Below are 25,237 nucleotides of genomic sequence, written 5' to 3'. Positions count from 1 at the left end.
CTGCACCTTAATGTCTGATCAGTTATGAAGCGGCGCCACCGATAGTGCATTCACCGACAGCAGAATGACTGAGACATTGTCGGGAGCTCCCTGCGCAAGGGCCGCATCGAGCAATCGTTGCACGGCCATTTCATCTGATAGCGACAAAACCTGTTCAATAGCGGGAATTGAAACCACGTCAGTAAGACCATCACTGCAGATTAAGTATTTCCAGCCGTCGGTTACTGGTTCAACGCCTACGTGGGGGGCGACGTCATGGAATTTTGGAGCCCCGCCAAGAGATTGAGTCAAAGCAGGCTTTCTTAGGCCAGTCGTCGTTGTCATAAGGGCGACGTCGTCGACACTTAATTGGTGCAAGACCTCGTCGCGAAAGCGAAAGATCTTGCTGTCGCCAACATTGAACCAAATTAGTTTGTCTGGAAGGCAGGCTAGTCCAGCTACAGTTGTTCCCATTCCCTCAAGCAGCGTATTTGCCGCCGCCAAGTCGTATATGGATTTGTTAGCGTTTTGCAGGACCTCGACCACGTCAAAGTTACTCTCTAATCGCAGTGTATTTGAAAGAAACGCACTTGCGACCAAATCACTTGCGCGTTCCCCGGCACGATGCCCGCCCAAACCATCGGCAATCAGCGCTACATCGCCTGCAAAGTCGGTAAACACAAAGTTATGTGGTGCATTCATTGATCGCTGTTCTTTCCAAGACCCCACCAGAATGCAGTCTTGATTTGAAGAGCGAGCTTTCCCGATATTCGTAAGAGCCGATCCAGAAATTCTCATGTTGTTTCCAACTCAATGCAAACTACTGATTTTGGTCTTCGCGAAACTTAACTGCGATCTTGGGCGGACTGATAGTCCAGCTTGGATGTTAAAGCACTGACGCCGTCTTCAAACAGAAACTTTTCCAGCGCTAGCTTACAAGCGTAACCAATAGGTCTTTCCCTCTTTCGACAGCCCGCCAAGTTGTGACAATCTCGTAGGTGGTATTGATGCACTGGCCGAAGCCGAACACATGACCCATCATTCAGCCAGAGCCGTCTCTTCTTCGGTTGCTTTATTGGAACTTTGGCGCCGACGGCTGCGGTTCATGGACCAGGTACTCAACGGCGAAGTCTTCTACAGTCTGCGCGAAGCACAAGTCCTGATCGAAGAAGGTAGCAAACACTTCAACACGAAACGGCCGAACATTGCATTAGGCTACCGCCCGCCAGCCCCAGAAACAGGGACCAACGGTAAATAATGCACTAACGATCAAATTGGACCAGTAAGATGAGGCGGCTCAAGCCTGGATGGTTTGAAGTACTTCAAACCCGCCCTGACTAGTTCCGACTACGTAGAACTATCCAAAAGCAATCAGAGTTTTCTTTCAACATTTTCTGAACGAATTCAATTTTTTGACTTTGTTCGATATGCGCGTACAATTGGGGAAATTTATAGCGCCAATACGACAATTAAAGCTGCACTTGGTTGCATTTGTGAAAATGAAACCAAGCGGCGCAGGAGAGGGAAATGAAGAAGCTGCTATGTGGAATTTTTGCCTTTTTGTCGCTTACGGGATGCTGGGAAAAAGAAGAGGAAATCACCGAAGAGGTTATTCGGCCCGTGCGGGCAACCGAGATTTCCGACCTCTCCAGTCTTCATGATCGTTACTTTGTTGGCACTGCCAAGGCCGCACGCGAGGTGTCTTTAGCGTTTCGTGTGCCGGGCAATGTTGTTGGTGTGGCGTGCAGGTTGGTGACCTTGTCGCAGGCGGTGATGTGGTTGCCGCTCTGGACCCCGCTCCTTATCAGGCTGAGGTTGATCGGCTAACCGCTGAATTGGAAAGCGCTCAAGCGACGTTCGAAAATGCGAAGCTGCAAACGGATCGGCAGCGCTCATTGGTTGAGAAAGACGTGGCCGCGCAGGCGACACTTGATCGCTTTGTTGCAGGTGAGACATCAGCGCAGGCGGCGATCAATTCCGTGCAGGGCGCACTGGACAGAGCAACGTTGGACTTGACCTACACCAGCCTCGCTGCACCCTTTGATGGCCGTGTGGTCGCAAAGTACATCGAAGATTTTGAGGAAGTCGCTGCGCAGACCCCGGTTCTACGAATACTGGATGCTGAGCACATCGAGGTGGTGATCGACATCCCTGAGAGATACATTGCCCTGATACCCCATGTCGAGAACATAGCGGTTACCTTTGATGCGTTGGGTGACGTGGTTCTGCCTGCGGAAATTAGCGAAATCGGGTCAGAGGCTTCAGCAACCACCCGAACCTTCCCTGTCACTTTGATCATGGAACAACCAGAAGGCTCGCTTGTTCTTCCGGGCATGGCTGGGCGCGTCCGCGGTGAGCCCAAGGAAGGGCATGAGCCATTTGACGCGATCATGGTTCCTGCCAGCGCGGTTTTCGTCCCCGAAGGCGGAACCGACCCTCATGTCTGGGTGTTTGATGCGGGATCGGAAACCGTGACCGCGCGGAAAGTTGCGCTTGGCACACCTAGGTCGCAAGGGGTTGCTATCAGCGAAGGCCTGGAGTTCGGCGACGTAGTTGTCACTGCCGGAGCCAATTCGTTGCGAGAGGGTCAGAAGGTATCGCTTCTTTCTGAGGATGCGGAGTAATGGGGCTCGCCGCATTTTCCATCCGCAACGCCAAATTCGTTTGGTTCACTGTAGTTATGCTAACGCTGGGAGGTGTTTCCGCATTCTTCAGCCTTGGGCAATTGGAAGACCCTGAGTTCACCATCAAAACGGCGGTTGTGACGACGCCTTACCCGGGCGCCAGCCCTGAAGAGGTCGAACAGGAGGTCACCGAACGAATTGAGCTGAAGCTCCAGGAAATCAAGGAAATCGACTACATCTCGAGCGAAAGCAGGGCAGGGGTGTCGACCATCAAGGTTGAAATACGTCCGAACTATTGGTCCGAAGAGCTCCCTCAAATCTGGGACACGTTGCGTCGCAAAGTCAGAGACGTGGAGACCGACTTGCCCCCCGGCGCAGGCAGACCCGCGATCAACGATGATTTCGGCGATGTTTTCGGTCTTCTGCTGGCGATGACCTCTGATGGGTTCACTGCTCAGGAACTTGATGGGTTCGCAGAAGACTTCAAACGAGAACTTTCATTGATCGATGGCGTTGGGCGAGTCGACCTGTGGGGGGAACGTGATCGGGTTATCTATTTAGAAACACGCGAGGAAGCCTTGGCGGCGCTGGGTGTTTCGGCTCAGACTATTCTCAATACCCTGCAGACGCAGAACGCGATTGTGGATGCCGGACGGGTGAACATTGGCGACTATCGCATGCGCATTGCGCCAAGCGGTACGTTTACCAGCCCGAGCGATATCGCGGATTTGGTTGTCCGACCAAGCGGTCTGGATCAGGCCCAAAGTGGCCAAAGCCGAGGGCCGGAGCTGTTACGGTTGGGGGAAATTGTTGAGGTCAAGGAAGGCTACGCCGATCCGCCGACGACCATGATGCGCTACAACAGCCTTCCCTCCATAGGTTTGGCGATATCTTTCCAGTCCGGCGTCAACGTTGTCAGCGTAGGGCAGGCAGTGGATGCAAAAGTTTCCGAGTTGATTGCGGCTTTGCCAGTGGGCATTGAGGTCGAACGGGTTCATTGGCAATCCGATGATGTGAATCTGGCGGTCAGCAGTTTCCTTGTGAGTCTCGGACAGGCTGTGGCCATCGTGCTTGTTGTTCTGACCCTGGCGATGGGCGTTCGGATGGGGATCATTATCGGCAGCGGTTTGATCCTGACGATCCTTACCACCTTCATTCCGTTGGCCGCGCTGGGCATTGATCTTCAACGAATGTCCTTGGGCGCGTTGATCATTGCGCTTGGTATGATGGTGGACAACTCGATCGTCGTTGCAGATGGCGCAATGGTTCGGATGTCCCAGGGGATGGATCGCGCAAAAGCCGCGATTGATGCGGCCACACGTCCCGCGATGTCGCTGCTAGGGGCTACATTCGTCGCGGTTATGGCCTTTTATCCGATTTTTGCCTCGGTTGAGAGCGCTGGAGAGTATTGTCGTACGCTCTTCTCGGTCGTTGGCATTGCTCTGTTGGTCAGTTGGCTGCTGTCGATGACGGTCACGCCCTTGCAGTGCGTTGCCATGCTGCCGGAGCCGAAGGGTGGAGCCAGTGAAACCTTCGACACCGGTTTTTACGCCGTATACCGCCGCTTTCTGGCCGCTGCGATCCGTGTTCGCTATCTGACAATCGGAATAGCCGTCGCGGCTCTGGTGATTGCCGGGATTGGTTTTGGTTCAGTCACACAGCTGTTTTTCCCGACCTCGTCCATGACCAAGTACATGATCGACTACTATGCTCCTGAGGGAACTCGCATCGAAGCCGTATCCGAAGCAATCGCGCGCATCGAAGAGCAAGTGGAATTGGATGACCGTGTGACAGGTATCGCCAGCTTTATCGGGGCTGGCCCGCCGCGTTTCTACTTGCCGGTTGATCCGGAAGGAACAAACCCGTCCTACGCACAAGTCATCGTGAACGTCGAAGATTATCGTGACATTCCGGAAATGACCAAAGAGATTTCGCTTTGGATTTCAGCCAATATGCCCGAGGCGACATCCTTCACACGCCAGTTCGGCGTAGGTCCCAGCAATACGTGGGCGTTTGAAAATCGTATCATTGGCCCGGCGGATGCTGATCCCGAGACTTTACGCGAACTTGGCGACAGAGCCGTTGCGATACTGGATCAGCATCAATGGACGAAAGTGGCGCGTACCGATTGGCGTAACCGTGTCCTTAAGACTGTTCCTGACTATGACCAGGATCGTGCCAGATGGACGGGCATAACTTATGAAGACCTCGGGAACACGACAAAACGCGCCTTTGATGGGCGTTCTGTCGGCCTTTACCGCGAGGGGGATGAGTTGCTTCCGATCATTGTTCGCCCCGGAGCAGAAGACGTGGCGGCGGTGGACAACTTCGAACTGTTGCAATTGCAGTCACCCTTTTCGGTCGAACCCGTTCCCTTGGCGCAGGTTGTGCGTGGCGTGAATGTTCACCCAGAAGACCCCACGATCAACCGCCGTGACCGGCGCCGGGCGCTGACCGTTCAAGCCAATCCGATCGACAGTGTTACTTTGCCAAGCTATCGCGCAGCGGTTCTGGCCGATTTTGAAACTTTGGAGGCAGACCTGCCGCCGGGCTACAGCATGGAATGGGGCGGTGAGTACGAAGATACGGTGTCTGCGCAAGCGTCATTGATCCCGGGAATGATACCGGCATTTTCAATCATGGCGCTTATCGTGGTCGGGCTATTCAACTCGTACCGCAGACCGCTGACCATCTTTCTGACGGTGCCATTTGTGCTCATAGGGATCGTTCCAAGCTTGCTTCTTACCAACACGCCGTTTGGCTTCGTAGCGTTGCTTGGAGGCATGAGCCTGGCGGGTATGATGATAAAGAACGCCATCGTTCTGATTGATCAGATCAACGACAATTTGGCCGAGGGCCAGCCAGGCTACGACGCAATTTTGAATGCCGGTGCCTCAAGGCTTCGCCCAGTTGTACTAGCTGCCGCTACCACCGTTCTGGGGGTTATTCCATTGTTACCGGATGTGTTTTGGGTCGGCTTGGCCGTTACGATTATGGGCGGATTGACGGTGGGCACGATGCTCACCATGATACTGGTTCCGGTTCTGTTTGCCACGTTGAACGGTATTCGACCTTCAACCAAAGCCGCCTGATTTGGCAGTGCAGTTCGCGGATGAACCTGTTGACCGTTTGTGAGAAGCCCGAGTTTTGAAGCCCAAACAGATGATTTCTAAGGAGGGATGATTTGGACAATACAATTCTGTTCTTTCTAGTCGGCCTCTTCATAATTGGGCTTCTAATGCTCGGGTATTTTGCCAAGGGAAACGGCGCATTGATGGTAGTCGCGATAATAGTCGGCGTACTGCTTGCAATGGTGGCGTTCTTTGGCGACCTCGTTTGACTGACCCACCATGAATGCTGATGCGTGACCGATCTTAGTTCCATCGGGATGGTGGTCTTCGGGATTAGCAGTATGACAATCCAACTTGTTGAGCCGCGCTTTGCCGCTCCATTCTTTGATTTTGAATTGTGCTTCGTACAGGAGGACGGATCCCCGTTTGGATGATCTGCCATTCATCACGTTCAGGAAGATCGGGCGCCGCTGTACTTTCACGCGGGGTCGAAGACGAGGCGGATGAAATCGCGATAGAGGAGTAACTGCTTCGGCAGCAAAGTTCTGTCTCCCATCACTCTGGACAGGATGATGCCGCCATCCCCTACTGCCGACAGCATGTCGGCTAAATCATCGAGGTTGACTTTAATCCGCGGCTCGTAGCGCTCAGCGATCTTGTCGATGCGCTCGCGAAAACGCGCACGCCAGGACAAGACAGCTTTGGCGTTGATGTTGCGTACCTCCTGATCGAAGAGCTGTTCGTGGTAGCAGACCGAAGCTACGATACAGCCAGGGTGACCATTCGGTAAATCACTAAAAACTTTAGCAAGAAGCTTGAGTGCGATCAGAAAGCTGTGCAGTGGATCTTCGCTAAGTTCGTCGGCCTCGGCAAAAACACTGTCAAAAACCAGACCGTCTTGCTCGATATAGCGCTCGAGCAGGGCGCGCGCCAAATTTGTCTTGTCGCGAAAATGATAGAAGAAACCACTTTTTGATATCCCGACTTCGGCGATCAATTCGTCGATTGAGGTTGCAGAAAATCCCTTGGCCAGAATGGCGGCTTCCGCTGCCATCAGAATTTGATCTCTCGTCTGCGGGATCGGATTCGCCACTTTTCGCCCTCGTCTTCGGAATTTGTCGGTAAAAACTGTACCACAAGTACTGTACCTGCGGTCCAGTTGTTGGACGCAATTCTGGATGCGGTTGATAGTGACCACTTGAGAAGATGTACGTAAGGCGCAGATTTTTAATAAAAATACAGGAAAATGGGCGAGCTGACCAACGAGTGTACTGCTCGACGCGATCAAATTCCCTTATTTTCTAGAACATCATTTAGTCCCTGTGCCGCGGGTAGACCGGAACGTTTTTGGCCGGTGCGGACGGGCTTGAATTTAAGATTTTCAATTGCGGAGGAAGACATGACAGACAGCATTTATCTGCCTAACGCAAACGGGGCGAGCGACGTCGCCGTCAAGCATTTCGACGATGCAATTCGAGCGTTCAATATCTACCAGGGAGACCCGGTGGCACTGGTCGATCAGGCGATTGAGGCCGCGCCCGATTTTGCAATGGCACACATCCTCAAGGCTTACCTTTTTGGCTTGGCGACAGAGCCCGAGGCGACCAGCGAAGCAAAGTCTATCCTGAAATCGGCGAAACGTTTTGCGACGACCGAACACGAGAAATCCCATGTGGTGGCCCTTGAGGCGCTTGTCAGCAACAACTGGACCGAGGCAGCGGTCAAGCTAGACCGCCACAACATCGAATACCCACATGACATCTTGGGATTGCAAGCTGGTCACCTGATGGACTTCTATCGGGCGAACGCGCGGAATATGCGTGACCGGTTGGCGCGGGTTCTGCCGAATTGGTCGGAAGACCAACCGGGCTATTCCATCGTTCTTGGCATGTATTCTTTTGGCCTGGAAGAGGCCGGGAACTATGCCCGGGCCGAGGCGATTGGTCGAGAGGCGGCTGACCGTGAACCGCTCGACTGCTGGGCTCACCATGCGGTTGCACATGTCCTTGAAATGCAGGGACGGGCAAAGGACGGAATCGAGTGGATGGCATCACGAGAGCCTCATTGGTCTGGCGATGACAATTTCTTCAAGGTGCACAACTGGTGGCACAACGCGCTCTATCATCTTGAGGTTGGAAAACCCTACACGGTCCTACAGCTTTATGATACCCGGATCCGCAAAGACGAAAGCCAGGTTGCGCTTGACCTGGTGGACGCCTCGGCCCTGCTTTGGCGGCTGCACATGGAAGGTTGCGATGTTGGTGATCGCTGGGTCGAAGTTGCCCAAAGTTGGGACGCCCACGCGGATGGACGCCTCTATCCTTTCAATGACTGGCATGCCGCGATGGCTTATCTGGGTGCCGGACGCGTTGACGAAGTTGATCGGATTCTCGATCAATATCGGTTGGGCGATGAAACAGGGGGCGAGACCACCCGCTGGGCGCGAACCACGGGTATCCCATTGATAACGGGCTTCCGGGCTTTCTGGGAGGGGAATTATGACGAGGCCGTCGATATCCTGCACCCGGCGAGGTACGTTGCGAACTCCTTCGGAGGTAGCCATGCCCAGCGTGACATCGTCGACTGGACTTTGACAGAAGCAGCCGTGCGTTCAGGCAAAAAAGGCGCGGCAGAGGCACTGGCTGCCGAACGCTTGTCAGTCAAACCACACAGCCCGATTAACAAGAGCTTTTTGAAGCGTGCTACCAATTCGGCCAAAGGCATTGTTGCGGCGGTGTGAGCCAATTTGGCTTTTGATATCTGCAGACCTAATTCGCCTTGCCCGTTCTATCAGCGGGCAGGGCGAAGTCGTATTGGTGTTTAAGTGCAAATGTCAGCAAGTTCTCGTCTGCTGGTCGCAACGCGGCATGATCTATTTGTACGGTGAGAACAAAGCTGCAAAGACCCTCACTTACAGATTGGCAATTCAAGCGGGGGCTGTTTGGGTAACGACGCCCTCCATTGGTTGATGATCGGTTGGAGGGTGTTTTTCGGCCAGAACTTGGGCGCGCCGATAGATTTTAGGCAAGCGGCATTCCAGTAAACTCCTGCGCGAGACAGCGGTTTTCCTGCTTTCACTGCTTTGGATACTGCGTTGATATCTTTTGATTCCGGATAGATGTAAAGGGTTGTCGGGTTCCCCTCAACAAGCGCCAATATCTCTTTGGATGCGGATTGGGACCATGTCGTGCAACCGTTGCTGCGACCGCCGGTATAGTTCACGAGGTTTCCGTAGGGAACATACCCTTCATTGTCGGCATGTTTGCTTTGGGGGTTTTTGAATCGACATTGCCATTTCAGGAAAACAGCAGGATGGCCGCCGATGGCCCGCTCGCGGGCGTTACTGGTTTCTCCTTCTCCGTCAAATAACAGAAACGTACGGTAGAATGGTTTCGTCTTGCCTGAATGGTTGTAATACCCTTTGAAAGAAGTCCGCGTTTCGGCGGTCACATAGGATCCACCGGCAGTTAGTTTAGAACCCTCTGTATTGCTGAAGTGCTTCGCGCATTGTCGACCGTTTGCGAAATTGGCGCGCTGCAGTTTTCGACCATTGCCGTAACCAGACGAAACGGCACGGAAGGACTTTTGCGATTCACAAATCACATAAAATCGTCGCCCGGGATTGCCGTTTCGCGAGGTGCTGGGGCGGGTAGCATCCTTGGCGAGGTAACAGGGGTTTGTAACTTTGCCTTGGCGCACCTTTTTTTGATACAGCGCGCGCGCCCTTTCCAGGACTACCGGAGCGATTTGACCATCACCCGTGCCTACATGCTGTTGTAGCCATGGTGGGATGTTTTTCGAAAGCGCATCGCTGCGGGTCGGTAGGGAACATGTGCAGGCGGCGAGGGCCAGGGCAGTAAGAATGAGACGGTGTGAATTCATTCGCAACGTAAAGACTCCTGCTAGATTATCCTCAGCACCAGTCTAACACGGATCCGCCACGTCACCCTCGCGGTGTTTGGAACGAGCCATTTTACTGTGGCCGCAAATCCTATCCAATTGATAAGCAGCGAAGTATTCCATCTCTGCTTGAACATAAGGTCGCTCGACTTCGTTGGGCCAGGGCAGGCGTGTGAGAAACCCTGCTATCGTTTTGAAAGGGCACTAAGCTATGTGGCAATTCCAGCACGGCGTTCCCGAAGCTGTCTCAGCCACCGGGAAAAGCCACATAAGTCCAAGCTTATTGAAATTCACGGCTCAATTCTTCGGCAAATGGTTGGATATCCCCGATATGCGCATCGACCCATTCCGGGTTGTAATAAGTGTCCAGATACCGGTCACCACTGTCGCATAGCAGGGTGACGATGGAACCCCTTCGATTGTCCCGCATCATTTCATTGGCAATTTGCAGTGCGCCCCAAAGATTGGTCCCGGTCGATGCGCCCGCCCGTCGGCCGATCCGCTTTTCAAGCCAAAGCATAGTTGCGATGCTTGCGGTATCCGGCACTTTGATCATTCGATCGATGACATCCGGCTGGAATGAGTTTTCCACCTTGGGCCTGCCGATACCTTCGATCCGGCTAGAGGTATCGGACGATAGGTTTTGGTCCCCGGTCTGGTAGCTGTCGTAGAACACCGAGTTCTCAGGGTCGACGACCGTCAGCGCGGTATCATACCCCTTGTAGCGAATGAAACGGCCAAGCGTCGCCGACGTGCCACCGGTGCCCGCGCTCATTACAAGCATCGAGGGAACAGGATGCGGCTCATATTCCATCTGTCGAAAAATGCTTTCGGCGATGTTGTTGTTCCCACGCCAGTCGGTGGCGCGTTCGGCATAAGTGAACTGATCCATGAAGTATCCGCCAATGGACTTGGCCAATTCAACTGATGCGCTGTGCATCTCGGGGGCTGAACCCACGAAATGTGTCTGTCCCCCGTAAAACTCGATCAACTTGATTTTGCTGTGAGCTGTGCTTTCTGGAATCACGGCGATGAAGGGAACGCCAATCATGCGCGCGAAATAGGCCTCGGATACTGCCGTGCTGCCGGAGGAGGCTTCGACAACGGTAGTGCCTTCCTTGATCTTGCCGTTGCACAGTGCGTACAGAAACAGAGACCGGGCCAACCGGTGTTTCAAGCTTCCGGTCGGATGAGTGCTCTCGTCTTTCAGGTAAATATCCACGCCAGTAAGGTTTGGAGCCGGTAGCTTGAACAGATGTGTATCCGCTGATCGGTGTGCATCTGCGTTAATCTTGGCGGTAGCACCCGCAACCCATTTATCCATTTCACCCTCATTTCCTGCCTTGCGTCAGTTCAACTATGCGCCCGCCCACTTGCAGATGGCAAATGGGCGGGTTTAGTATGAAGGATCAGCCGCAGCATCCGCCTGAATTCGATTGCGTGGTATCGCAAGGAACCTCGTTCAGGTTGGCGCCACGCCCCAGCCATGTCCGTTCGGCCAGATAGAAATCCGAGAACCTTTCAAGAAAATCCTCGGGCACCGATTTTGCGGGAATGCCACTGTTCAGAAGTGTTTGCTGCCATGCTTTAGCTTTCGGAAACTCAGCGAGCATGTCGTATCCGCTGTGGTCTTCGACAATTGCCGCACGATGGAGTAGGGGAAGCCAGGCGATATCCACGTTTCCAATGCTCTCACCCGAGAAAAACGCCCCCTGTTCCAATTGGCTCTCGACCTTTTCAAAGGACTTGGTGAGTTTCGCCATGCGTTCGTCCAGAACACCCTTATCGGCGCTTTGCATTGTACTGCATTGGACCAGATAATGTTTGGTGGCCTGATAGCTCCAAGCGCGATTGGTCGCGCGCTGTTCAGGTGTTAGATCCTTCTGTAGCGGTGCAGTGATTTCATCAATGTACTCCACGATCGCATCTGACTCGAACAACGGTTGGCCGCTCTCGGTTATCAAAACCGGGACCTGGCCTGTGGGCGAGATATCCAGAAACCACGCGGGCTTGTTCTTCAGGTCGATGTACTCAATATCATAGGGAACCTGCTTGGCCTCGAGCATCGCAGTAACGCGCTGCACGAATGGGCAAATCCTGAAGCTGACGATCTTGATCATGAATGTAGTCCTTTTTGTTGATCCGACCTGTAAGACGAACGGCAGCGCGCAAAGACGAAGCAACTAAGGTGAAATGTTGCAGGGTGTTGATATTGAATGATTTAATTTTAGTGAAAAAGGCGGGAACCGATGACTCACAGCGCCCCTGATCTAGAGAGTGTTTGGTCTGAATACCGGGCCAGCCTGTTGGCCTTTCTTCGCTCAAAGGTATCGAACCAGGAAGACGCAGATGATTTGCTGCAGGAAATCCTGCTGAAAACTCATAAGAGCTTAGCTAGTCTCGACAAGGTTGAAAGCCTGAAAGCGTGGCTGTTTCAGATTGCGAACAACACGATAACCGACTTTTACCGGGCCAAAGGCCGGCAAGATACGATACATCCTGACGACCTTTGGCACAGTGAAATGGATGAAGAGGACCAGCATGTGCTGGAGGGGTGTGTCGGGCCTTTCATAGATGCTCTGCCTTCTGAAATGGGCAGTTTGCTGCGCAGGGTAGACTTACAAGGCGTGCCGCAAAAAGACCACGCGGATGAGCTTGGTATCAGCTACTCGACACTCAAGTCCCAAGTCCAAGCCAGCCGTAGAAAACTACGAGAGCTTTTTGAGGATTGCTGCAACTTCTCTTTGGATCACAAGGGCAATATTGTTGGATATGAGGTCAACGGCGACAACTGTAAGCCGTGTTGAGCCATCAATAGCAACTTTATCTTGTTTGGAGGTTGGCCCGGCCTCTATTCGATGCCGTCCGTCACGCTCTTGAAGTCAAATGGGAGCGCAACTCAGGTTTTCACGACGTTTTACTCAAGTGCAATAAGCCACCAATTATCGCTCCCGCGGCGGTAGTGTCGAATTTAAATGAAACGGTTACCAGTTCAAAACTCCTAGCGTCTAATGCACAGCCGTTAAATTTCATTGCAGTTTAAGTGCAATCGACTACCCTGCTTACGAAAGGTCAACGACCTGCCTCCTAAGCGACTGGACGGCGGAAGGCCCGGCAGTGGGTGCGCCAATCTTATAGTAGCGAGTGTCATGAAGCGGAAGATCGCGACGATATTGGTAGCCGACGTTGTTGGGTATTCGGCCCTGATGCACGACGATGATACCGGTACGTTGGAACTTCTGAAAGTTTGCGACGCTGAGATTATCACCCCATGCGTCAATGCGAATTCCGGACGTGTCTTCAAGAGGACGGGTGACGGGTTTCTTGTAGAGTTCGAAAATGCGATCGACGCAGTGCATTGCGCTTTGGAATGGCAAAGTCGAACGCGGTCCAACACTGTAACCCCGCTGAGTTTCCGGGTCGGGATTCATCAGGGCCAAGTCATTGTCGAGGATGACGATGTCTACGGCGATTGTGTCAACATAGCTGCCCGGTTGGAGCCGATGGCTCAGACCGGGTGTATCATGGTTTCCGACGAAGTGTACCAACAGGTGCGGGGTCGCGTTGACGCCCGATTTGACGATCTTGGTGCTCAGGAATTCAAAAACATTCTGCAACCCATTCACGTTTGGGAATGGCGCTGCCCCTTTGCAATACCGCAGCGCCTTGCGAAAGGTGATCTTGCGGATCCCGGTAAGCCGTCTGTAGTGATCTTGCCATTTCGGAACTTGTCCAAAGATCCAGACCACGAGGTTTTTGCCGAAGGTCTGCGTGCGGATGTTCAGAGCGCTCTGACGCAAGTGCTCGGTGTATTTATCGTCGCGATGGGCGCTGCGGACCAATTCAGGGGGGCAACGCCAGAGGAAGCAGGGCCCGCGCTGGGCGTGCGCTATGCTCTTCAATGCACCATGCGGGTTGCCGGTGACCGAGTTCGCGTCACGGCGGTTCTGATTGCGACTGCCACAGGTGAGATCGTATGGACCGAGCAATTCGACCGCGATATGGATGACGGTTTCTCCCTTCAGGATGAAATCGCGGCCAAAGTTTTGATGGAGATGGATGTCGCGCTCGTCGCCGGCGAACAAGCGAAGATCTGGCACAAGTCTCTGCGGTCGTTCAAAGCGCTCGAGCTGTTCTACAAAGGTGTCGACACGTTCTATCGCATGAATCCAGAGGATATGCTGATCGCGCGTGGCTATTTCCAGAAAGTTTCGCAAATGGAGCCTCAGTCGGCGCTCGGTCCGATGCAGGTGGCGATGTGCTACTGGTACGAGCTTCAAAAAGGCTGGGCGAAGGATGTTTCATATGCGCAAGAGCAAGCCATAGGCTGGGCAGAAGAGGCCGCCAGCAAAGAAGACGAGGACGGTCAGGCCCTGACCGTACTGAGCCACGTGCACCTGATGCGGAGGGACTATGATGCAGCACTTGCGGCGGGTCGCGAGGCCACGACAGTTCGCCCGGGGTGTGCTAATGCCAACGCTTTCTTTGCAAATGTCCTGCACCATTGCGACGAGCACGAGCAGGCCAGACATCACATCAGTCTGGCAATGCGGTTTCACCCTCTCAATCCGCCATTTTTCAGGAATATCCTCTCGGCGACGTTGCTCGCCCTGAACGAGCTAGAAGACGCTTTAGTGATTGCCTCTGAAACAACGCGGCTGGCGGATCAGGAACTGGAGTCGAGGATCGTGCTGGCCAGTGCGTACCATAGGGCTGATCAAAACATAGAAGCAAAACGTGTCGCTTCTGAAATTCAACAGATTGACCCGCACTTCTCGATCGCTAAATACGTCAGTTCCAGATTGTACCGTAGTCCGGATTATCCGAACCAACTTGCAGCCGATTTGAGAGCACTGGGTCTACCCCAATAAGAGGCTGAACGTGTCTTGTTTGTGTGCCGTCCCGGGACATGTTTTTGCCACTCTCTAATTCAAGCGTCACATGACTTTTCCTTGTAGGGCCATCGAGCCGTCCTCGCGGATTGTAATGGCCCTCGTCGGACTAGATGGTCGGAAGCCTCTTTGATCGTGTTTTGATTAATGCAAGCTGAACAAGTGATCGCTATCCGAGTAACAGCTCCAAGTTTTCACTTTTTTGCCAGTATTTCTGCAATCCGCGCGAATACTTGATTTGATTCCGTGGTGTGTCACTATGACAACCGCAATGCCTACAGTTCGAAACAACACAAATTTGCGCTACGACACGGGCGATGCCGACTGTGCAGAAATCTTTGAAACCCTGTCGAAAAAGAACGCGGTGTATCTCAGGCGGCGCAGGCTTCTGGAGGGTTCTGCCGCGCACGCAAAGGATTTGGTGATCGAGTGTGCAGAAGAGATCAGGCAAAACAACGATGAGGCCCTGCTTGATCAGTTTGTCGCACAGGTTTGCGAAAACGAGACAGAGCATGAGATTTTAACGCTGTTGGTGGCCGGATGGTTTGAGCTTCAGCGGGGGCAGTGGCAGGCAACCGAAAGGTTAGGGCGCGAGGTTGTCAGTCGCGATCATCATGATCTTATGGCGCAGCGGCTTATTGATGCCGCCCGCGAAAAGTCAACGGACCTGGAAACCGAAACCGACCGCTGGCTTCGAACGCGGACGTGCGCGGCCCCTTTCCGAGAAATGGAGACGCGGGTCAACGGTGAGGTCCATTTTTGTTGCTCGGCTTGGCAACCTGTTCCAATCGGTCGCCTTGAAACGGCGGACGAGGGCGGATTCTGGAATTCCGACCGGGCCCGCGAAATCAGACGATCTGTCCGTGATGGCGACTTTTCGCATTGCAGCCGGTGGCATTGTCCGCAGATCGCAGGGCGAAGGCTTCCCGCCCGCACTCCGGAAACGCAAAGCCTGAAGCTGGAGTTGGAGGAAGGTCCGGATCGGGTTATCCTGTCTCATGACCGGTCGTGCAACATCTCTTGCCCCAGTTGCCGAACCAAACTGATCAACCTGCCGCACAAAGAAACAGAGCGCTTGAATCAGGTGTTTGAAGATCACCTTTTGCCACTTGTCAGCAAGGCCACGAAGATCAAGGTGACCGGATCAGGTGATCCGTTTGGCAGCAGGCACTTCCGTCATCTTCTTGGGCGGTTGACGCAGTTCGGCCCGTCCGGGCGGCGTATCCAGTTGCACACCAACGGGTTGCTGGCCAATGAAAGGGCCTGGAACGATCTTGGGCTATGGGACAAGGTTTCGTCGGTCTGGGTTTCAATCGATGCGGCGCAGGCCGACACGTACGGCGTGCTCCGCCGCGGAGGTGATTTCACCGCATTAAGAAAGAACCTGCGCTTCCTTGGTGACCTGAACGCGCAAGGAGACATTGATACGCTGCGGTTCGATTTTGTCGTGCAGACAGCGAACTACAGGGAAATGCCAGCCTTCGTGGATCTTGCCAATGAAATGAACGCGGATGGTGTTTACTTCCTGAGGCTGCGCAATTGGGGCCATGTCACACCGCAAGAGTTCAAAACCCAGGATGTATGCTCGTCCGATCATCCCGAACACAAAGACTTGCTGGAGGTGCTGGCCGATTCACGGATGGCTTGGGGCGGTGTGGACCTCGGCAGCCTGAACTCGATCTGACAAAAGTTATCCCGGCGCGGGATCACAGCTCTTTTCGGATCAGGATGTCGGCCAGACAGGAACAGGAGTCATTTGTACATCGGATCGGTTCGCGAGGCAGATCAAGGTCTTCGCCCAGATAGCCGATTACCCCTCCGACACCGCAGACACCGCGATAAACTTCGCCATTCCCTCGGACCCGCAGAGATTCAAGCCCGACATTGCAGTTGTAGCCCCGCCAGCGGTTCATACCCCTAAGAATGAACTCATTGGGGGGCAATGTATCGCATTGTCCGGACCGTGTGGTCGCGCGCATCAAAGAGCGCGGCTTTTCACCAACCGGCGCGTATTTCGAGGGCAATCCTTTCGACAGCACTCGCATCTGGTCATCGGTGTAATCGTACAGCTTTGCCCCGAATTCCTGCCGCAACGGTTTTAATGATATCGATGCGGCGGGCAGCGCCGCGCGCAGTTCCTGGGCATCTTCAAAGGTCTGGTCAAAGCGGTCCGGGTGCATCGTGACGTTGATATGGACGCTGATGCGGTCCTCCATCATTTTCGCCACACGGATAAAAGGGACCAGCTCCGCGAATTCGGCGTGATAGGTCAGGATAACGCTGTTCAGACACCCGCTGATCTTTTCCCAGAACCGAGGGGTTCGCGACGCATTGCTGATCAGGCTGACTTTAAAGTCGATCTCAGACGCGTGCTGCAACAAATCAATGATGCGGGGATGCATCGTGGGTTCGCCGCCGGTGAACTGAAGCCAGACAATCTTGTCCCGTTCGTCCACATAGTGTCGCTTCATCTGGCGATATAAGTGCAAAATGTCCTTGGTCTTTTGCCACCTGACCGAACCGTCATGCAATGACTTTGGGCAATAGCTGCATGCATAGCTGCAAGAGTTCCCCAGCATCCAGTCCACCACGACCACTTTGGCATAAAAGGGATCGGAGTGTTCTATCAGAGTATAGATTTCCTGTTCGTTTTGAGAGGCGTCCATTTAATCCCGAGTTTTTCCTATACAAGTTAACCAAAAACACGCCGTAAACCCCTCTGCGGCGTTCACGTGGCGACAACAATAAGCTTCAGCTTAACTCGGAATTGGCTAATGGACAAAAAAACTCTGAAACTAGCGTCTGGCGGGGCAGGGCGAGCGCGCCTTACAATGGTGGTGACAGTGCTGATTTATCCCGTAGGGATCGGCTGACTTGTCAGCATGAAGTCAGTTTTTTATAATCTCAAGTCAGTTTTATTAGAATTTTGATGCACCGGCTTGTGCTTGGGTTAACCGGGTAACAGCAGTTTTGAGCTTATTTTAGCGGCCAGTCGGGGGTAATTCATGACAAAGGCTAGCGGCCAGAAGACTCGACCAGAAGTTGCCAAGAAAAGCGCTGATCAGGCGTCGGATATCTATGATTTTGTACAATCCTCCGAGTGGCAGAAGGTGCTTGAAAAAGCTCGGATAGAGCGGGAAAAAAATCTTTCGGCACGAAAGCAGAAAAGTAAAGAAACTCAAAAGCCGAAACCGAAGCAAAGCAGTGCTGATCAATCAACCACAGGTGTGCGCCCTTCGGGTACCCATACTTCGTGGTCACATCAGCTTGAAGAAGCCAGGGAGAAAAGAAACGAGGTGCTCGCGCGTCGGGGGAGTGAGTCGGAAAAGCCCCGTCCCGGAGTGCCTGATGAGGGCCAAGGCAATGAATCTGGAGACCGACTGAACGACAAAGTCGAAAAAATTTTCGGGACCCACAAACCAAAAACTAGTTCTGCCGAAGCCAGTCAGTCAAGCCAAGACTCCCTCAGGCGCAAACTCAATCATGCAAGATCTGGAAAAGTACAGGAAGACAATGGGTCGTCGCCCAACGAAACTCTTACCGACGGTGACGCCTCTAAGAACGTTGGCGGCGACCATTCAAATTCGGGTTTGAGTTTAAAGCTGTCTACTGAGGAAATTGACCATCGCCTGTCAAAAAAACTTCTTCGAAGTCTGAGAAAAGAGAAACAAGCCCGCGGCAAAGTCAGTTTGGGCTTATTGGCCCTTGGTTGCGTTATCGGAGTAGTTGCTTCGTCTTCAGTTTTTTTGTTTCTTTCCCGTTCAGGCAACAATGAAACAGTAAGCCTGACAACAGCCGAAGCTGAGATAGCCATTGCCGCCCCCTTGCAAGGTGAGAACGCAGGGCAATCTGGTGCCGTGCAGCCTGTTGTATCTTCTGGTGAAGAGGGGGAACTTATCATCTCGGCTGACGTGTTAGACCTACCGCCAAGACCAACATCCCCCGACAGCAGTTTGGTCCAGGTGGAAAACCTGAACAGCTTTGCTTCGCTGACACCACCCCTGTCGGAATTTACAAACGGTCCTGAAGTCGTGGAGCCAATTGCTCTGAGTGCTGTCCCAAGCGTTCAGGCATATGTTCCGGCGCTTGAGCAGCCACTTTTGCCGGTAGGAGGTGCTGGCTACCTGCCGAGACAAGAAGCGAACCCGAGTTTCCTGCCCTATGAAAGCGTGCCTGAATATTATGGTACAGCGATTGTTTTGTCCGGAGCGGTTTCGGCAAGGTTTGACCCAATAGAAATTGCAGTTGAAGCGTTTGCTTCTCCGTTACGCGCGTCCCTCGTCGAAATGCAGCCTGTCTTGTTTACCACTCCGACTCCGTTGCCGCCTGTAGCCGGACCTGGAACACTACCGAAACAAATTTGGGCAATTCAACCCGATTGGCCTGTTTTGATTGATCCAGTCGATCATGTATTGACATCCGTGGCACTGAACCCCTCGGAACAAATTGAAGGCCCAGAGCTTAGCCCGGAGGCGATGCAATTATTGATTGCAGCGCCGCGAAAACAGCCCTTGGACACAACCGTGCACGTGGCGCTGCCCATTGAGGAGATCGAACCACCTGCAACGATCTCTCAAAGTCGAGGCGCAACATTCAGGTTGTACGCGCCCAACAGGCTCTCTGAGGATGATGTGGATACTGTGGTCGCTGATTTGACGACGACGGGGCACGAATTAAGTGGAACGGCGCGGGTTGGATTCCGGGTGTCGCAATCCAACGTGCGGTTCTATCACAGGCAGGATGCCGCCAAAGCCGCCGCCCTTGCGGAAGATGCTGGCGCGTTGCTGCGCGATTTCACCGGATCAAAAAGCAAGACGCCAAGCGGTGTCGTGGAATTGTGGCTGGCCGGAAAAGGCTATGGCAATTCTCCGACTAAACGAACGACCAAAAGAAGCAGCCGAAACGGGACTGCAAACAATCCTTTAAATCAATTGAGACGTCAGGTTTTACAAAAACTTCGGGCAAGTACGAACTAGAAATCATGTTCCAGTAATTGACTGCGTGGGACTGAAACAAACTGTGAGTGAATTTAATAAGTATTTATAAGGTTTTCATAGATGACTGATAGCAGACTCGTCGGCATGGTAACTGCGCTTCTATTTTTAGCGACCTCGGGGGGCGCACGTGCCGAGATTACGCTTGAGCATTTGCTCGCCATAGATCAGCTATTATCAAGCAATGACACAAAGGCCCTGCAATCATACCTTGATAGAAACCCGGAGTTACTTGCTGGTGAAGACGAGCTATCGCGTGAACTGCGCGAGTTTTATAACGCTGCTTCCTCCGGCAACCTGAACTTTGGTTTTCCTGCCAATGCATCGCCCGACCCGCGTGACGCCCAAACGGGAACGGCTGCGCGCTCAAATGAATTGCAGCACTAGGCCCCATGACTGTGTTTAGTGCCATTGGTAGCTCGTCTCGTCCGAAGATCGCCTACGTTATTGAGCCAAGGTTCTCGGGCGGTACATCAGCAGCAGTCGCCGCCGAGCTTCAGGTGGCAGTTGAGCTTGGGGAGATAGAGGTTCATGCCGTAGCATCCAGGACTTTCGGTGACAGCCAACACATAGCGCCGGTGTTACGGCGTACGCTCGACGTATTGCGTATTCCGCTGATTTGGGATGCACCTCGCATCAGTGCGGATGTAGTGATCCTTCACAATCCGGCGTTTCTTAAGTTTCAAGACGCATTATGCACAAAGATATTTGCCCGGGAATTGATAGTTGTAACGCATGAAAATTTTCTGCGTCCTGGCGGAGAAGACGGGTTCGACGTTTTAAGCTGTCTGAACCAAATTGAGGGATCGGCACTTGCGCTCAGGAAAACTCTCGCGCCGATTTCACCATACAATCGAAAAACCGTAACCGAATGGCTGGCCAGATCCCGAGTGGCGCGTCATTGGAATGTTCTGGGCACGGATTGGTTCAATATTTGCGAAACCGACATGGACGCTCCGTGCGAAAAACCCGAGGATCGCCGCGGCAGGCATTCACGGCCCGGGTTTGAGAAGTTCCCGGTTCTCTCCGATCTGGACAGTTGTTTTTCCAAACATGCAAAGAGTAACGTAATTCTGGGCGCCGATGCATTGCTTGATGCCCGTGTACTTCGCCCGCATTGGACCTTGCTTCCCTTTGATGCTGTTAGCGTGGACGAGTTTTTTGGAATGATTGATTTTTTTGTTTATTTCACAGCACCGACTTGGCAAGAGAGTTTTGGTCGCGTCATAGCGGAAGCACTTGCCGCTGGAAAAGTTGTTCTAACGAATTCCGATATCGGCGAGACGTTCGACAATGCAGTTCTTACCTGCCGTCCCGAAGATGTAGATGGGATAGTTTCTGACCTCGTCGCTCACCCAGACCGGTATCATGAACAGATTTCCAGATCGCAACCGGTGCTGGCGCGTTATTCTGCTGAAAACTTCAAAGCGATGCTGTCCGGTGTATTATCCGCTGACAGCGGGGTGTTGGTATGATTTTTGTTGAGGCCGGTTCGCGTTCTTTAAGGTCTTTTGATGCGCAATTGATTTTTGCCGAGCAGCTAGCTGCGCGTGGTTTTACCGCATGTATAGGTGCCGAATATTTGCCGGAAGAAGCCGGGCGCGGCAGAGTTTACGAGGCGGCCAAGTTTCTTGTTGATCCGGAAGAATATGAAGCCGAAACCGTGTTCGTGCTGGGTGCCGAGGACATCAATGATCTGCTTCTTTCATCACTGAGGCAAAAGCAACTTGAACCAGACGTTCCGGTGATCGCGACCGGCCGGTTCGAAACTCAGCAAAGTTACATTGGTGCGAAGGCGCGATTGGCGTATGCACTTGGGCGTGAAGCGACGGTAATTGATCTTACGGACTTTCAGCCGCGTTCGGTGCTGTCCACGGCGGCCAGCCCTCTTGTTGCCGAGATTCAGCCAACGCCTCGGCCTGTGCAACAGGTGGCGAACGTCACTGTAGTCCTTGGATCTATGGAACTGGACAATCCCGAGACGCTATCCTGTTTTTCACGGATGAGTAACCAGGGTGGCTACAACTTGCGTCTTGTGGTCAGCGGAGCACAGAACGAAGCCATAAAGTTGTCACCGTACCGCGACCTGCCGACCATCCTTTACACTGATCTTTCCTCTCTTACTTTGGCCAAAACGACAGACATTCTTGTGTTGTTCGGTCACGGTATCGCAGGGGTTCGCGTGGCAGCGTATGCTGTCGCGTTGATTGCGGCCGGCGGTGTGGCGATAGACTGCACAGATGATGAAGCGCTTGTTTCCTCGGGCGCGCCGGTATTGCTTGGGCCCAAAACGCCGTTCTCACTGGATGGATACCTTGCAGGAAAAATCCTTGGGAATACCTCGCAAATCGCAGAACAGGCCATGAAATCTCAGTGGCTTCATTCGGTGGACATCTCCCGTCTTGAAGCCGCCGCAGGTCTTGCAGCCAAAAAACGCGAGCCTGTTCGAACCGAACAAAGAACTTTGTTTTTTCCAACAAACGGTGTGGGATTGGGGCACGCACAGCGGTGTGCGGTAGTTGCCAACGCGCTGCCCGACGATATGTCGCCGATATTCGCGGCCTTTCCCAGTTGTATCCCGCTTATCCGCCGTGAAGGCATCGATTGCATTCCGCTGGTCTCGCGTATCGACACCACAGATAGTCCCGATGGCAACGATATCCTGACATATCGTCGGTTGAGCGCGGCGCTACAGGAAAATGACCGGTTGGTTTTTGATGGCGGCCATGTCTTCGATTCCGTCTTCCGCGTGATTCTCGAACGCAAATTTTCGGCGGTTTGGGTCCGGCGGGGCCTGTGGCCGGATGGACGATCCAGGGAAACGATGCTTCGCCGCGAGGGGGTGTTCGATCAGGTTATCGTGCCGTCCGAAGCCTTTGAAGAATTGAATGACGTCTACAGTTTTGGCGATCATGTGCACTACGTCGGTCCGATCTTTCGTCAGGTGACCCAGTCAGCGGAGGAGCGCAACGGGCTTAGGGCGCGGCTGGCTGAACGGTTTGGACGAGATTTCAAGCAGTTGGTCGTCAGTATGCTGGGCGGTGGGGTGGCCTCTGACCGGTCGGCTCAGATTCAGGCAATATCAGGGATGTTGGAGGGGCGGACAGACTGTCTGCACCTTGTCGTAGTCTGGCCAGGAAGCAAGGTTCAGCCAGCCACGTTCGGGTGGACGAATACCCGGGTGGTTCAGACGTTTGAGGCTACTTCATTGTGTCTGGCCGCAGATTTGGTCATCTCGGCGGCGGGGTATAACTCCGTCCTTGAGATTCTCTATCACAAAATCCCCTCGATCCTGATCCCGCAGTCCGCGCCCTATTTGGACAATCAAGAGCGACGCGCCAAAGCTTTGGCTGACCGAGACCTATGCGCAATCATCACCGAAAAAGACTTCATGAAGCTTGAACGAGCAGTGTCTGAGTGTCTGGATCACGATGAAGTGGAGATCTATCGATCTGAATTGAACAGAATTGAATTGCCCGAAACAGGGGCGTCGAGAGCGGCTGAAATCATAGCAGGGGTTACGTTAGGAAAATGACAGATACCTTTTGGTTCGAAATTCTCGGTAGAACGTCCCCAAAGCAACCGGTGCAACTGGACGCATTGGTCGCTGACAATCATACACCCAATCCACATGGAAAAGTTGTGTTCCCTGAAATGGGCATAGTTCCATCTGTTGCTCTTTGGGAGCGCGAAGCAGGTAGCCCTGTTCATATCGGCATTCGAATTCTGGAGCCTCCAAAGTCTGTACACAATGTCTCAAGGCTTCTTGCCGCCGCCGCATTGGAACGTGAGGTGTTTCCGGTAATTTTAAGCCGCATTGATTACAGTGGTTTTGAACAGTTTGGCTTCCGTGTTGAACGCATTCCTGACGAGCCGGAGGCGGCGCAAGCTGCAGAAGAGGAAATAAGAAAGTTCTGGGAGCTTGCGATTATCATAGATGGGAATGAAATCGGCCTGTGGTCACAACAGAATAACGTGACTTGAAGTTTAGCAGGGGGCGGTTAGCGTCCGGGTATAAGCAAGCTATTCGTTGTAAAGGCTTAAACACGCGCAGGGCGCCTCGATACCTGACGGTAATGGTAAGACGATGCGTGCGGTTTACTAGGTGGCCTGATAAGCGAATACCGGAACAAGGGGCTGAGCAATGGGTCATTCGAAAACTCCCACGCCTGCAACAACGCCGAGGACCCGAGCCAAGGCGCGGCATATTCTGGACAATTACTATATCGGGCCAGCACGCGACGACTCGGTTCTGGAGATTTGGGGCTACACGGAACTTATGACCTATGCTCCAGGTGATCGGCTGGTTCTGCGCGTGTCCACCACGGCAGAAATCTGGGACCTTGAAGTTGGTCGCGACGGTACGCGTTATGAGACGGTGTACTCGAAAACCGGTATCCAAGGCCTGCATCAGACCACTCCCGAGGATTGTTCGGTTACGGGTTGCGGATGGAATGCCTCGCATGAGCTGACGATCCCTGATGATTGGCGCGAAGGTGGCTATCTTGTGACACTAACCGCCGAGCGTGATGGGGACCGGGTGGAAGAGCATCACCTGTTTCTACTGCGTCGCGCTGAGACAAAACCACCTGCACCCTATGTGCTGATCTGCGCGACGGGAACATGGCTGGCCTATAATTGCTGGGGTGGATCCAACCACTACGAAGGGATCACAGGACCGGATCGCAACGCATTTTCCCCGGTCGTTTCAACGCAGCGCCCGTGGACACGCGGGTTCTGCAAGCTGCCCGCTGGAGCTCCGCGCGCAGTGCCCGAAACGCCACATACGCCGGGAACAATGGTGCGTTATCCTTATATGGAATGGGCCTATGCCTACGGGTATTCCAAGAAATACGCTTCGGCCGGGTGGGCAAGCTACGAACGCCATTTTGCAATTTGGGCAGAAGAACAAGGCTTTGCGTTCGATTTCGCCACTCAGCACGATCTGGAAGAAAATCCCGAACTTTTGAAACGCCACAAATGCGCTGTCTTTGTGGGGCATGACGAATACTGGTCTGCCAACATGCGCGATGCGGTGGACCGCTACACAGAACAGGGCGGTCGCGTTGCCCGGTTCGGCGGCAACTTTCTTTGGCAAACCCGGATCGAGGATGAGGGGCGTTCTCAAGTTTGCTACAAATACACGGCCGAGCAGGATCCGCTTGTCGGTACGGAACTAGAGCATTTTGTGACCACAGCATGGGAGGCCGCCCCGGCAAACCGTCCCGGCGCGCAGACCTTTGGGGTGAATGGGCTCAAAGGGGTCTACGCGGGTCTTGGGCGCTGCGTCGGGCAGGGCAGTGGGGGCTTTACGGTCTACCGTCCCGATCATTGGGCGCTGCAGGGCACTCAGCTAGGGTACGGTGATCAGTTAGGGGGCGCGTCCCGTATCTTTGGATACGAAGTGGATGGCGTGGATTACCGGATGGAGGACGGCTTGCCTTTTGCCACCGGGGCTGACGGCGCCGACCCGGCGCTTGAGATCCTCGCGATGGGGCTTGCGACCAACATAGAACCATCACAGGGGGTTTGGGGTGAAACCCCTTATATCGCGGACGCGGATGCGATTTTCAAAGCCACGGCAATGTTCGGAGAAGTCACCCCAGAGACATTGGATCGTAGCCGACGGGGCAATGGTGCCATCGTGTATTGGCCGCGCGGCGAAGGCGAGGTTTTCACGGCAGGCACCTGCGAATGGGTGATGGGGTTGGCGAGGCGTGACTGGCAGGTAGAACAGGTGACGCGCAATGTGCTTGTCAGGTTTGGCAGAGAGTAAG

Annotated in this window: 20 protein-coding genes and 1 pseudogene; 15 read left to right on the top strand and 6 right to left on the bottom strand. The window is 53.5% G+C overall.

Annotation, left to right across the window (positions count from 1 at the left end; translation table 11 throughout):
* Positions 1-18: 18 nt before the first annotated feature.
* Positions 19-777 carry a PP2C family protein-serine/threonine phosphatase gene (locus ACR0ER_RS15955; RefSeq protein ID WP_480769781.1) on the bottom strand — a complete coding sequence of 253 codons (759 nt, stop codon included), beginning with the start codon at positions 775-777 and terminating at the stop codon, positions 19-21.
* A 310-nt stretch (positions 778-1,087) separates the two neighbouring features.
* On the opposite strand from ACR0ER_RS15955, the pseudogene ACR0ER_RS15950 reads away from it, so the two are divergent.
* The 5 genes and pseudogenes from ACR0ER_RS15950 to ACR0ER_RS15930 form a co-directional block, all read left to right on the top strand.
* Positions 1,088-1,237 (top strand): annotated as a pseudogene (locus ACR0ER_RS15950) (integrase core domain-containing protein); the annotation flags it as partial.
* Between the two features lie 269 nt (positions 1,238-1,506).
* Positions 1,507-1,806: a hypothetical protein gene (locus ACR0ER_RS15945; protein WP_480769780.1), complete on the top strand. Its 300-nt coding sequence runs from the start codon at positions 1,507-1,509 to the stop codon at positions 1,804-1,806.
* Positions 1,755-2,603, top strand: coding sequence for an efflux RND transporter periplasmic adaptor subunit (locus tag ACR0ER_RS15940; RefSeq protein WP_480769779.1), 849 nt, complete (start codon positions 1,755-1,757; stop codon positions 2,601-2,603). The genes ACR0ER_RS15945 and ACR0ER_RS15940 overlap by 52 nt, the downstream gene beginning before the upstream one ends.
* A complete protein-coding gene (locus ACR0ER_RS15935) occupies positions 2,603-5,695 on the top strand; it encodes an efflux RND transporter permease subunit (RefSeq protein WP_480769778.1) in 3,093 nt (1,030 codons plus the stop codon). Before ACR0ER_RS15940 ends, ACR0ER_RS15935 begins: the two co-directional genes overlap by 1 nt.
* Before the next feature lie 92 nt (positions 5,696-5,787).
* Positions 5,788-5,943 carry a hypothetical protein gene (locus tag ACR0ER_RS15930; RefSeq protein ID WP_480769777.1) on the top strand — a complete coding sequence of 52 codons (156 nt, stop codon included), beginning with the start codon at positions 5,788-5,790 and terminating at the stop codon, positions 5,941-5,943.
* A 209-nt stretch (positions 5,944-6,152) separates the two neighbouring features.
* Here ACR0ER_RS15930 and ACR0ER_RS15925 read toward each other — a convergent pair whose 3' ends face one another.
* Positions 6,153-6,767 (bottom strand): TetR/AcrR family transcriptional regulator, encoded by a 615-nt coding sequence (locus ACR0ER_RS15925; protein ID WP_480769776.1) that lies wholly within the window; start codon positions 6,765-6,767, stop codon positions 6,153-6,155.
* A 306-nt stretch (positions 6,768-7,073) separates the two neighbouring features.
* Here ACR0ER_RS15925 and ACR0ER_RS15920 point away from each other — a divergent pair, with 306 nt between their 5' ends.
* Positions 7,074-8,414, top strand: coding sequence for a tetratricopeptide repeat protein (locus ACR0ER_RS15920; protein WP_480769775.1), 1,341 nt, complete (start codon positions 7,074-7,076; stop codon positions 8,412-8,414).
* Positions 8,415-8,581: 167 nt separating this feature from the next.
* On the opposite strand, the gene ACR0ER_RS15915 is transcribed toward ACR0ER_RS15920, so the two are convergent.
* The 3 genes from ACR0ER_RS15915 to ACR0ER_RS15905 form a co-directional block, all read right to left on the bottom strand.
* Positions 8,582-9,556, bottom strand: a complete 975-nt coding sequence (locus ACR0ER_RS15915) for a hypothetical protein (RefSeq protein ID WP_480769774.1) — start codon at positions 9,554-9,556, stop codon at positions 8,582-8,584.
* 298 nt (positions 9,557-9,854) lie between these two features.
* Positions 9,855-10,898 carry a PLP-dependent cysteine synthase family protein gene (locus ACR0ER_RS15910; protein WP_480769773.1) on the bottom strand — a complete coding sequence of 348 codons (1,044 nt, stop codon included), beginning with the start codon at positions 10,896-10,898 and terminating at the stop codon, positions 9,855-9,857.
* An 85-nt stretch (positions 10,899-10,983) separates the two neighbouring features.
* Entirely contained in the window at positions 10,984-11,694 is a 711-nt protein-coding gene (locus ACR0ER_RS15905) for a glutathione S-transferase family protein (protein ID WP_480769772.1), read from the bottom strand.
* A 129-nt stretch (positions 11,695-11,823) separates the two neighbouring features.
* Between ACR0ER_RS15905 and sigZ the strand changes: the two genes are divergently transcribed.
* The 3 genes from sigZ to ACR0ER_RS15890 all read left to right on the top strand — a co-directional run bounded on the left by sigZ (position 11,824) and on the right by ACR0ER_RS15890 (position 16,150).
* Positions 11,824-12,381: an RNA polymerase sigma factor SigZ gene (gene sigZ / locus ACR0ER_RS15900; protein WP_480769771.1), complete on the top strand. Its 558-nt coding sequence runs from the start codon at positions 11,824-11,826 to the stop codon at positions 12,379-12,381.
* 342 nt (positions 12,382-12,723) lie between these two features.
* Positions 12,724-14,445 carry an adenylate/guanylate cyclase domain-containing protein gene (locus ACR0ER_RS15895; protein WP_480769770.1) on the top strand — a complete coding sequence of 574 codons (1,722 nt, stop codon included), beginning with the start codon at positions 12,724-12,726 and terminating at the stop codon, positions 14,443-14,445.
* Positions 14,446-14,725: 280 nt separating this feature from the next.
* On the top strand, positions 14,726-16,150 hold the full coding sequence (locus ACR0ER_RS15890; RefSeq protein WP_480769769.1) for a radical SAM/SPASM domain-containing protein: 1,425 nt from the start codon (positions 14,726-14,728) through the stop codon (positions 16,148-16,150).
* A gap of 22 nt (positions 16,151-16,172) precedes the next feature.
* On the opposite strand, the gene ACR0ER_RS15885 is transcribed toward ACR0ER_RS15890, so the two are convergent.
* Positions 16,173-17,132, bottom strand: a complete 960-nt coding sequence (locus ACR0ER_RS15885; RefSeq protein WP_480769768.1) for a radical SAM protein — start codon at positions 17,130-17,132, stop codon at positions 16,173-16,175.
* Between the two features lie 339 nt (positions 17,133-17,471).
* Between ACR0ER_RS15885 and ACR0ER_RS15880 the strand changes: the two genes are divergently transcribed.
* The 6 genes from ACR0ER_RS15880 (at position 17,472) to ACR0ER_RS15855 (ending at position 25,236) form a co-directional block, all read left to right on the top strand.
* Positions 17,472-19,442 (top strand): hypothetical protein, encoded by a 1,971-nt coding sequence (locus ACR0ER_RS15880; protein WP_480769767.1) that lies wholly within the window; start codon positions 17,472-17,474, stop codon positions 19,440-19,442.
* Between the two features lie 81 nt (positions 19,443-19,523).
* The gene (locus ACR0ER_RS15875; RefSeq protein ID WP_170330813.1) at positions 19,524-19,847 is read left to right on the top strand and encodes a hypothetical protein; all 324 of its coding nucleotides are present in this window, start codon (positions 19,524-19,526) and stop codon (positions 19,845-19,847) included.
* Positions 19,848-19,852: 5 nt separating this feature from the next.
* A complete protein-coding gene (locus ACR0ER_RS15870; RefSeq protein WP_480769766.1) occupies positions 19,853-20,935 on the top strand; it encodes a hypothetical protein in 1,083 nt (360 codons plus the stop codon).
* Entirely contained in the window at positions 20,932-22,995 is a 2,064-nt protein-coding gene (locus ACR0ER_RS15865; RefSeq protein ID WP_480769765.1) for a glycosyltransferase, read from the top strand. The genes ACR0ER_RS15870 and ACR0ER_RS15865 overlap by 4 nt, the downstream gene beginning before the upstream one ends.
* Positions 22,992-23,444, top strand: coding sequence for a hypothetical protein (locus ACR0ER_RS15860; protein WP_480769764.1), 453 nt, complete (start codon positions 22,992-22,994; stop codon positions 23,442-23,444). The genes ACR0ER_RS15865 and ACR0ER_RS15860 overlap by 4 nt, the downstream gene beginning before the upstream one ends.
* A gap of 160 nt (positions 23,445-23,604) precedes the next feature.
* The gene (locus ACR0ER_RS15855; protein ID WP_480769763.1) at positions 23,605-25,236 is read left to right on the top strand and encodes a N,N-dimethylformamidase beta subunit family domain-containing protein; all 1,632 of its coding nucleotides are present in this window, start codon (positions 23,605-23,607) and stop codon (positions 25,234-25,236) included.
* Position 25,237 lies beyond the last annotated feature (1 nt).

It is taken from the genome of Ruegeria sp. CH8 (assembly GCF_056536985.1).
This window is presented reverse-complemented; position numbering and strand designations above follow the sequence as displayed.

Bases quoted from the DNA above. Each gene is read 5' to 3' on its own strand.
- ACR0ER_RS15955 (WP_480769781.1), bottom strand. From the start codon at position 777: ATGAGAATTTCTGGATCGGCTCTTACGAATATCGGGAAAGCTCGCTCT.
- ACR0ER_RS15945 (WP_480769780.1), top strand. From the start codon at position 1,507: ATGAAGAAGCTGCTATGTGGAATTTTTGCCTTTTTGTCGCTTACGGGA.
- ACR0ER_RS15935 (WP_480769778.1), top strand. From the start codon at position 2,603: ATGGGGCTCGCCGCATTTTCCATCCGCAACGCCAAATTCGTTTGGTTC.
- ACR0ER_RS15920 (WP_480769775.1), top strand. From the start codon at position 7,074: ATGACAGACAGCATTTATCTGCCTAACGCAAACGGGGCGAGCGACGTC.
- ACR0ER_RS15915 (WP_480769774.1), bottom strand. From the start codon at position 9,556: ATGAATTCACACCGTCTCATTCTTACTGCCCTGGCCCTCGCCGCCTGC.
- ACR0ER_RS15910 (WP_480769773.1), bottom strand. From the start codon at position 10,898: ATGGATAAATGGGTTGCGGGTGCTACCGCCAAGATTAACGCAGATGCA.
- ACR0ER_RS15905 (WP_480769772.1), bottom strand. From the start codon at position 11,694: ATGATCAAGATCGTCAGCTTCAGGATTTGCCCATTCGTGCAGCGCGTT.
- sigZ (WP_480769771.1), top strand. From the start codon at position 11,824: ATGACTCACAGCGCCCCTGATCTAGAGAGTGTTTGGTCTGAATACCGG.
- ACR0ER_RS15895 (WP_480769770.1), top strand. From the start codon at position 12,724: ATGAAGCGGAAGATCGCGACGATATTGGTAGCCGACGTTGTTGGGTAT.
- ACR0ER_RS15890 (WP_480769769.1), top strand. From the start codon at position 14,726: ATGACAACCGCAATGCCTACAGTTCGAAACAACACAAATTTGCGCTAC.
- ACR0ER_RS15885 (WP_480769768.1), bottom strand. From the start codon at position 17,132: ATGGACGCCTCTCAAAACGAACAGGAAATCTATACTCTGATAGAACAC.
- ACR0ER_RS15880 (WP_480769767.1), top strand. From the start codon at position 17,472: ATGACAAAGGCTAGCGGCCAGAAGACTCGACCAGAAGTTGCCAAGAAA.
- ACR0ER_RS15875 (WP_170330813.1), top strand. From the start codon at position 19,524: ATGACTGATAGCAGACTCGTCGGCATGGTAACTGCGCTTCTATTTTTA.
- ACR0ER_RS15870 (WP_480769766.1), top strand. From the start codon at position 19,853: ATGACTGTGTTTAGTGCCATTGGTAGCTCGTCTCGTCCGAAGATCGCC.
- ACR0ER_RS15865 (WP_480769765.1), top strand. From the start codon at position 20,932: ATGATTTTTGTTGAGGCCGGTTCGCGTTCTTTAAGGTCTTTTGATGCG.
- ACR0ER_RS15860 (WP_480769764.1), top strand. From the start codon at position 22,992: ATGACAGATACCTTTTGGTTCGAAATTCTCGGTAGAACGTCCCCAAAG.
- ACR0ER_RS15855 (WP_480769763.1), top strand. From the start codon at position 23,605: ATGGGTCATTCGAAAACTCCCACGCCTGCAACAACGCCGAGGACCCGA.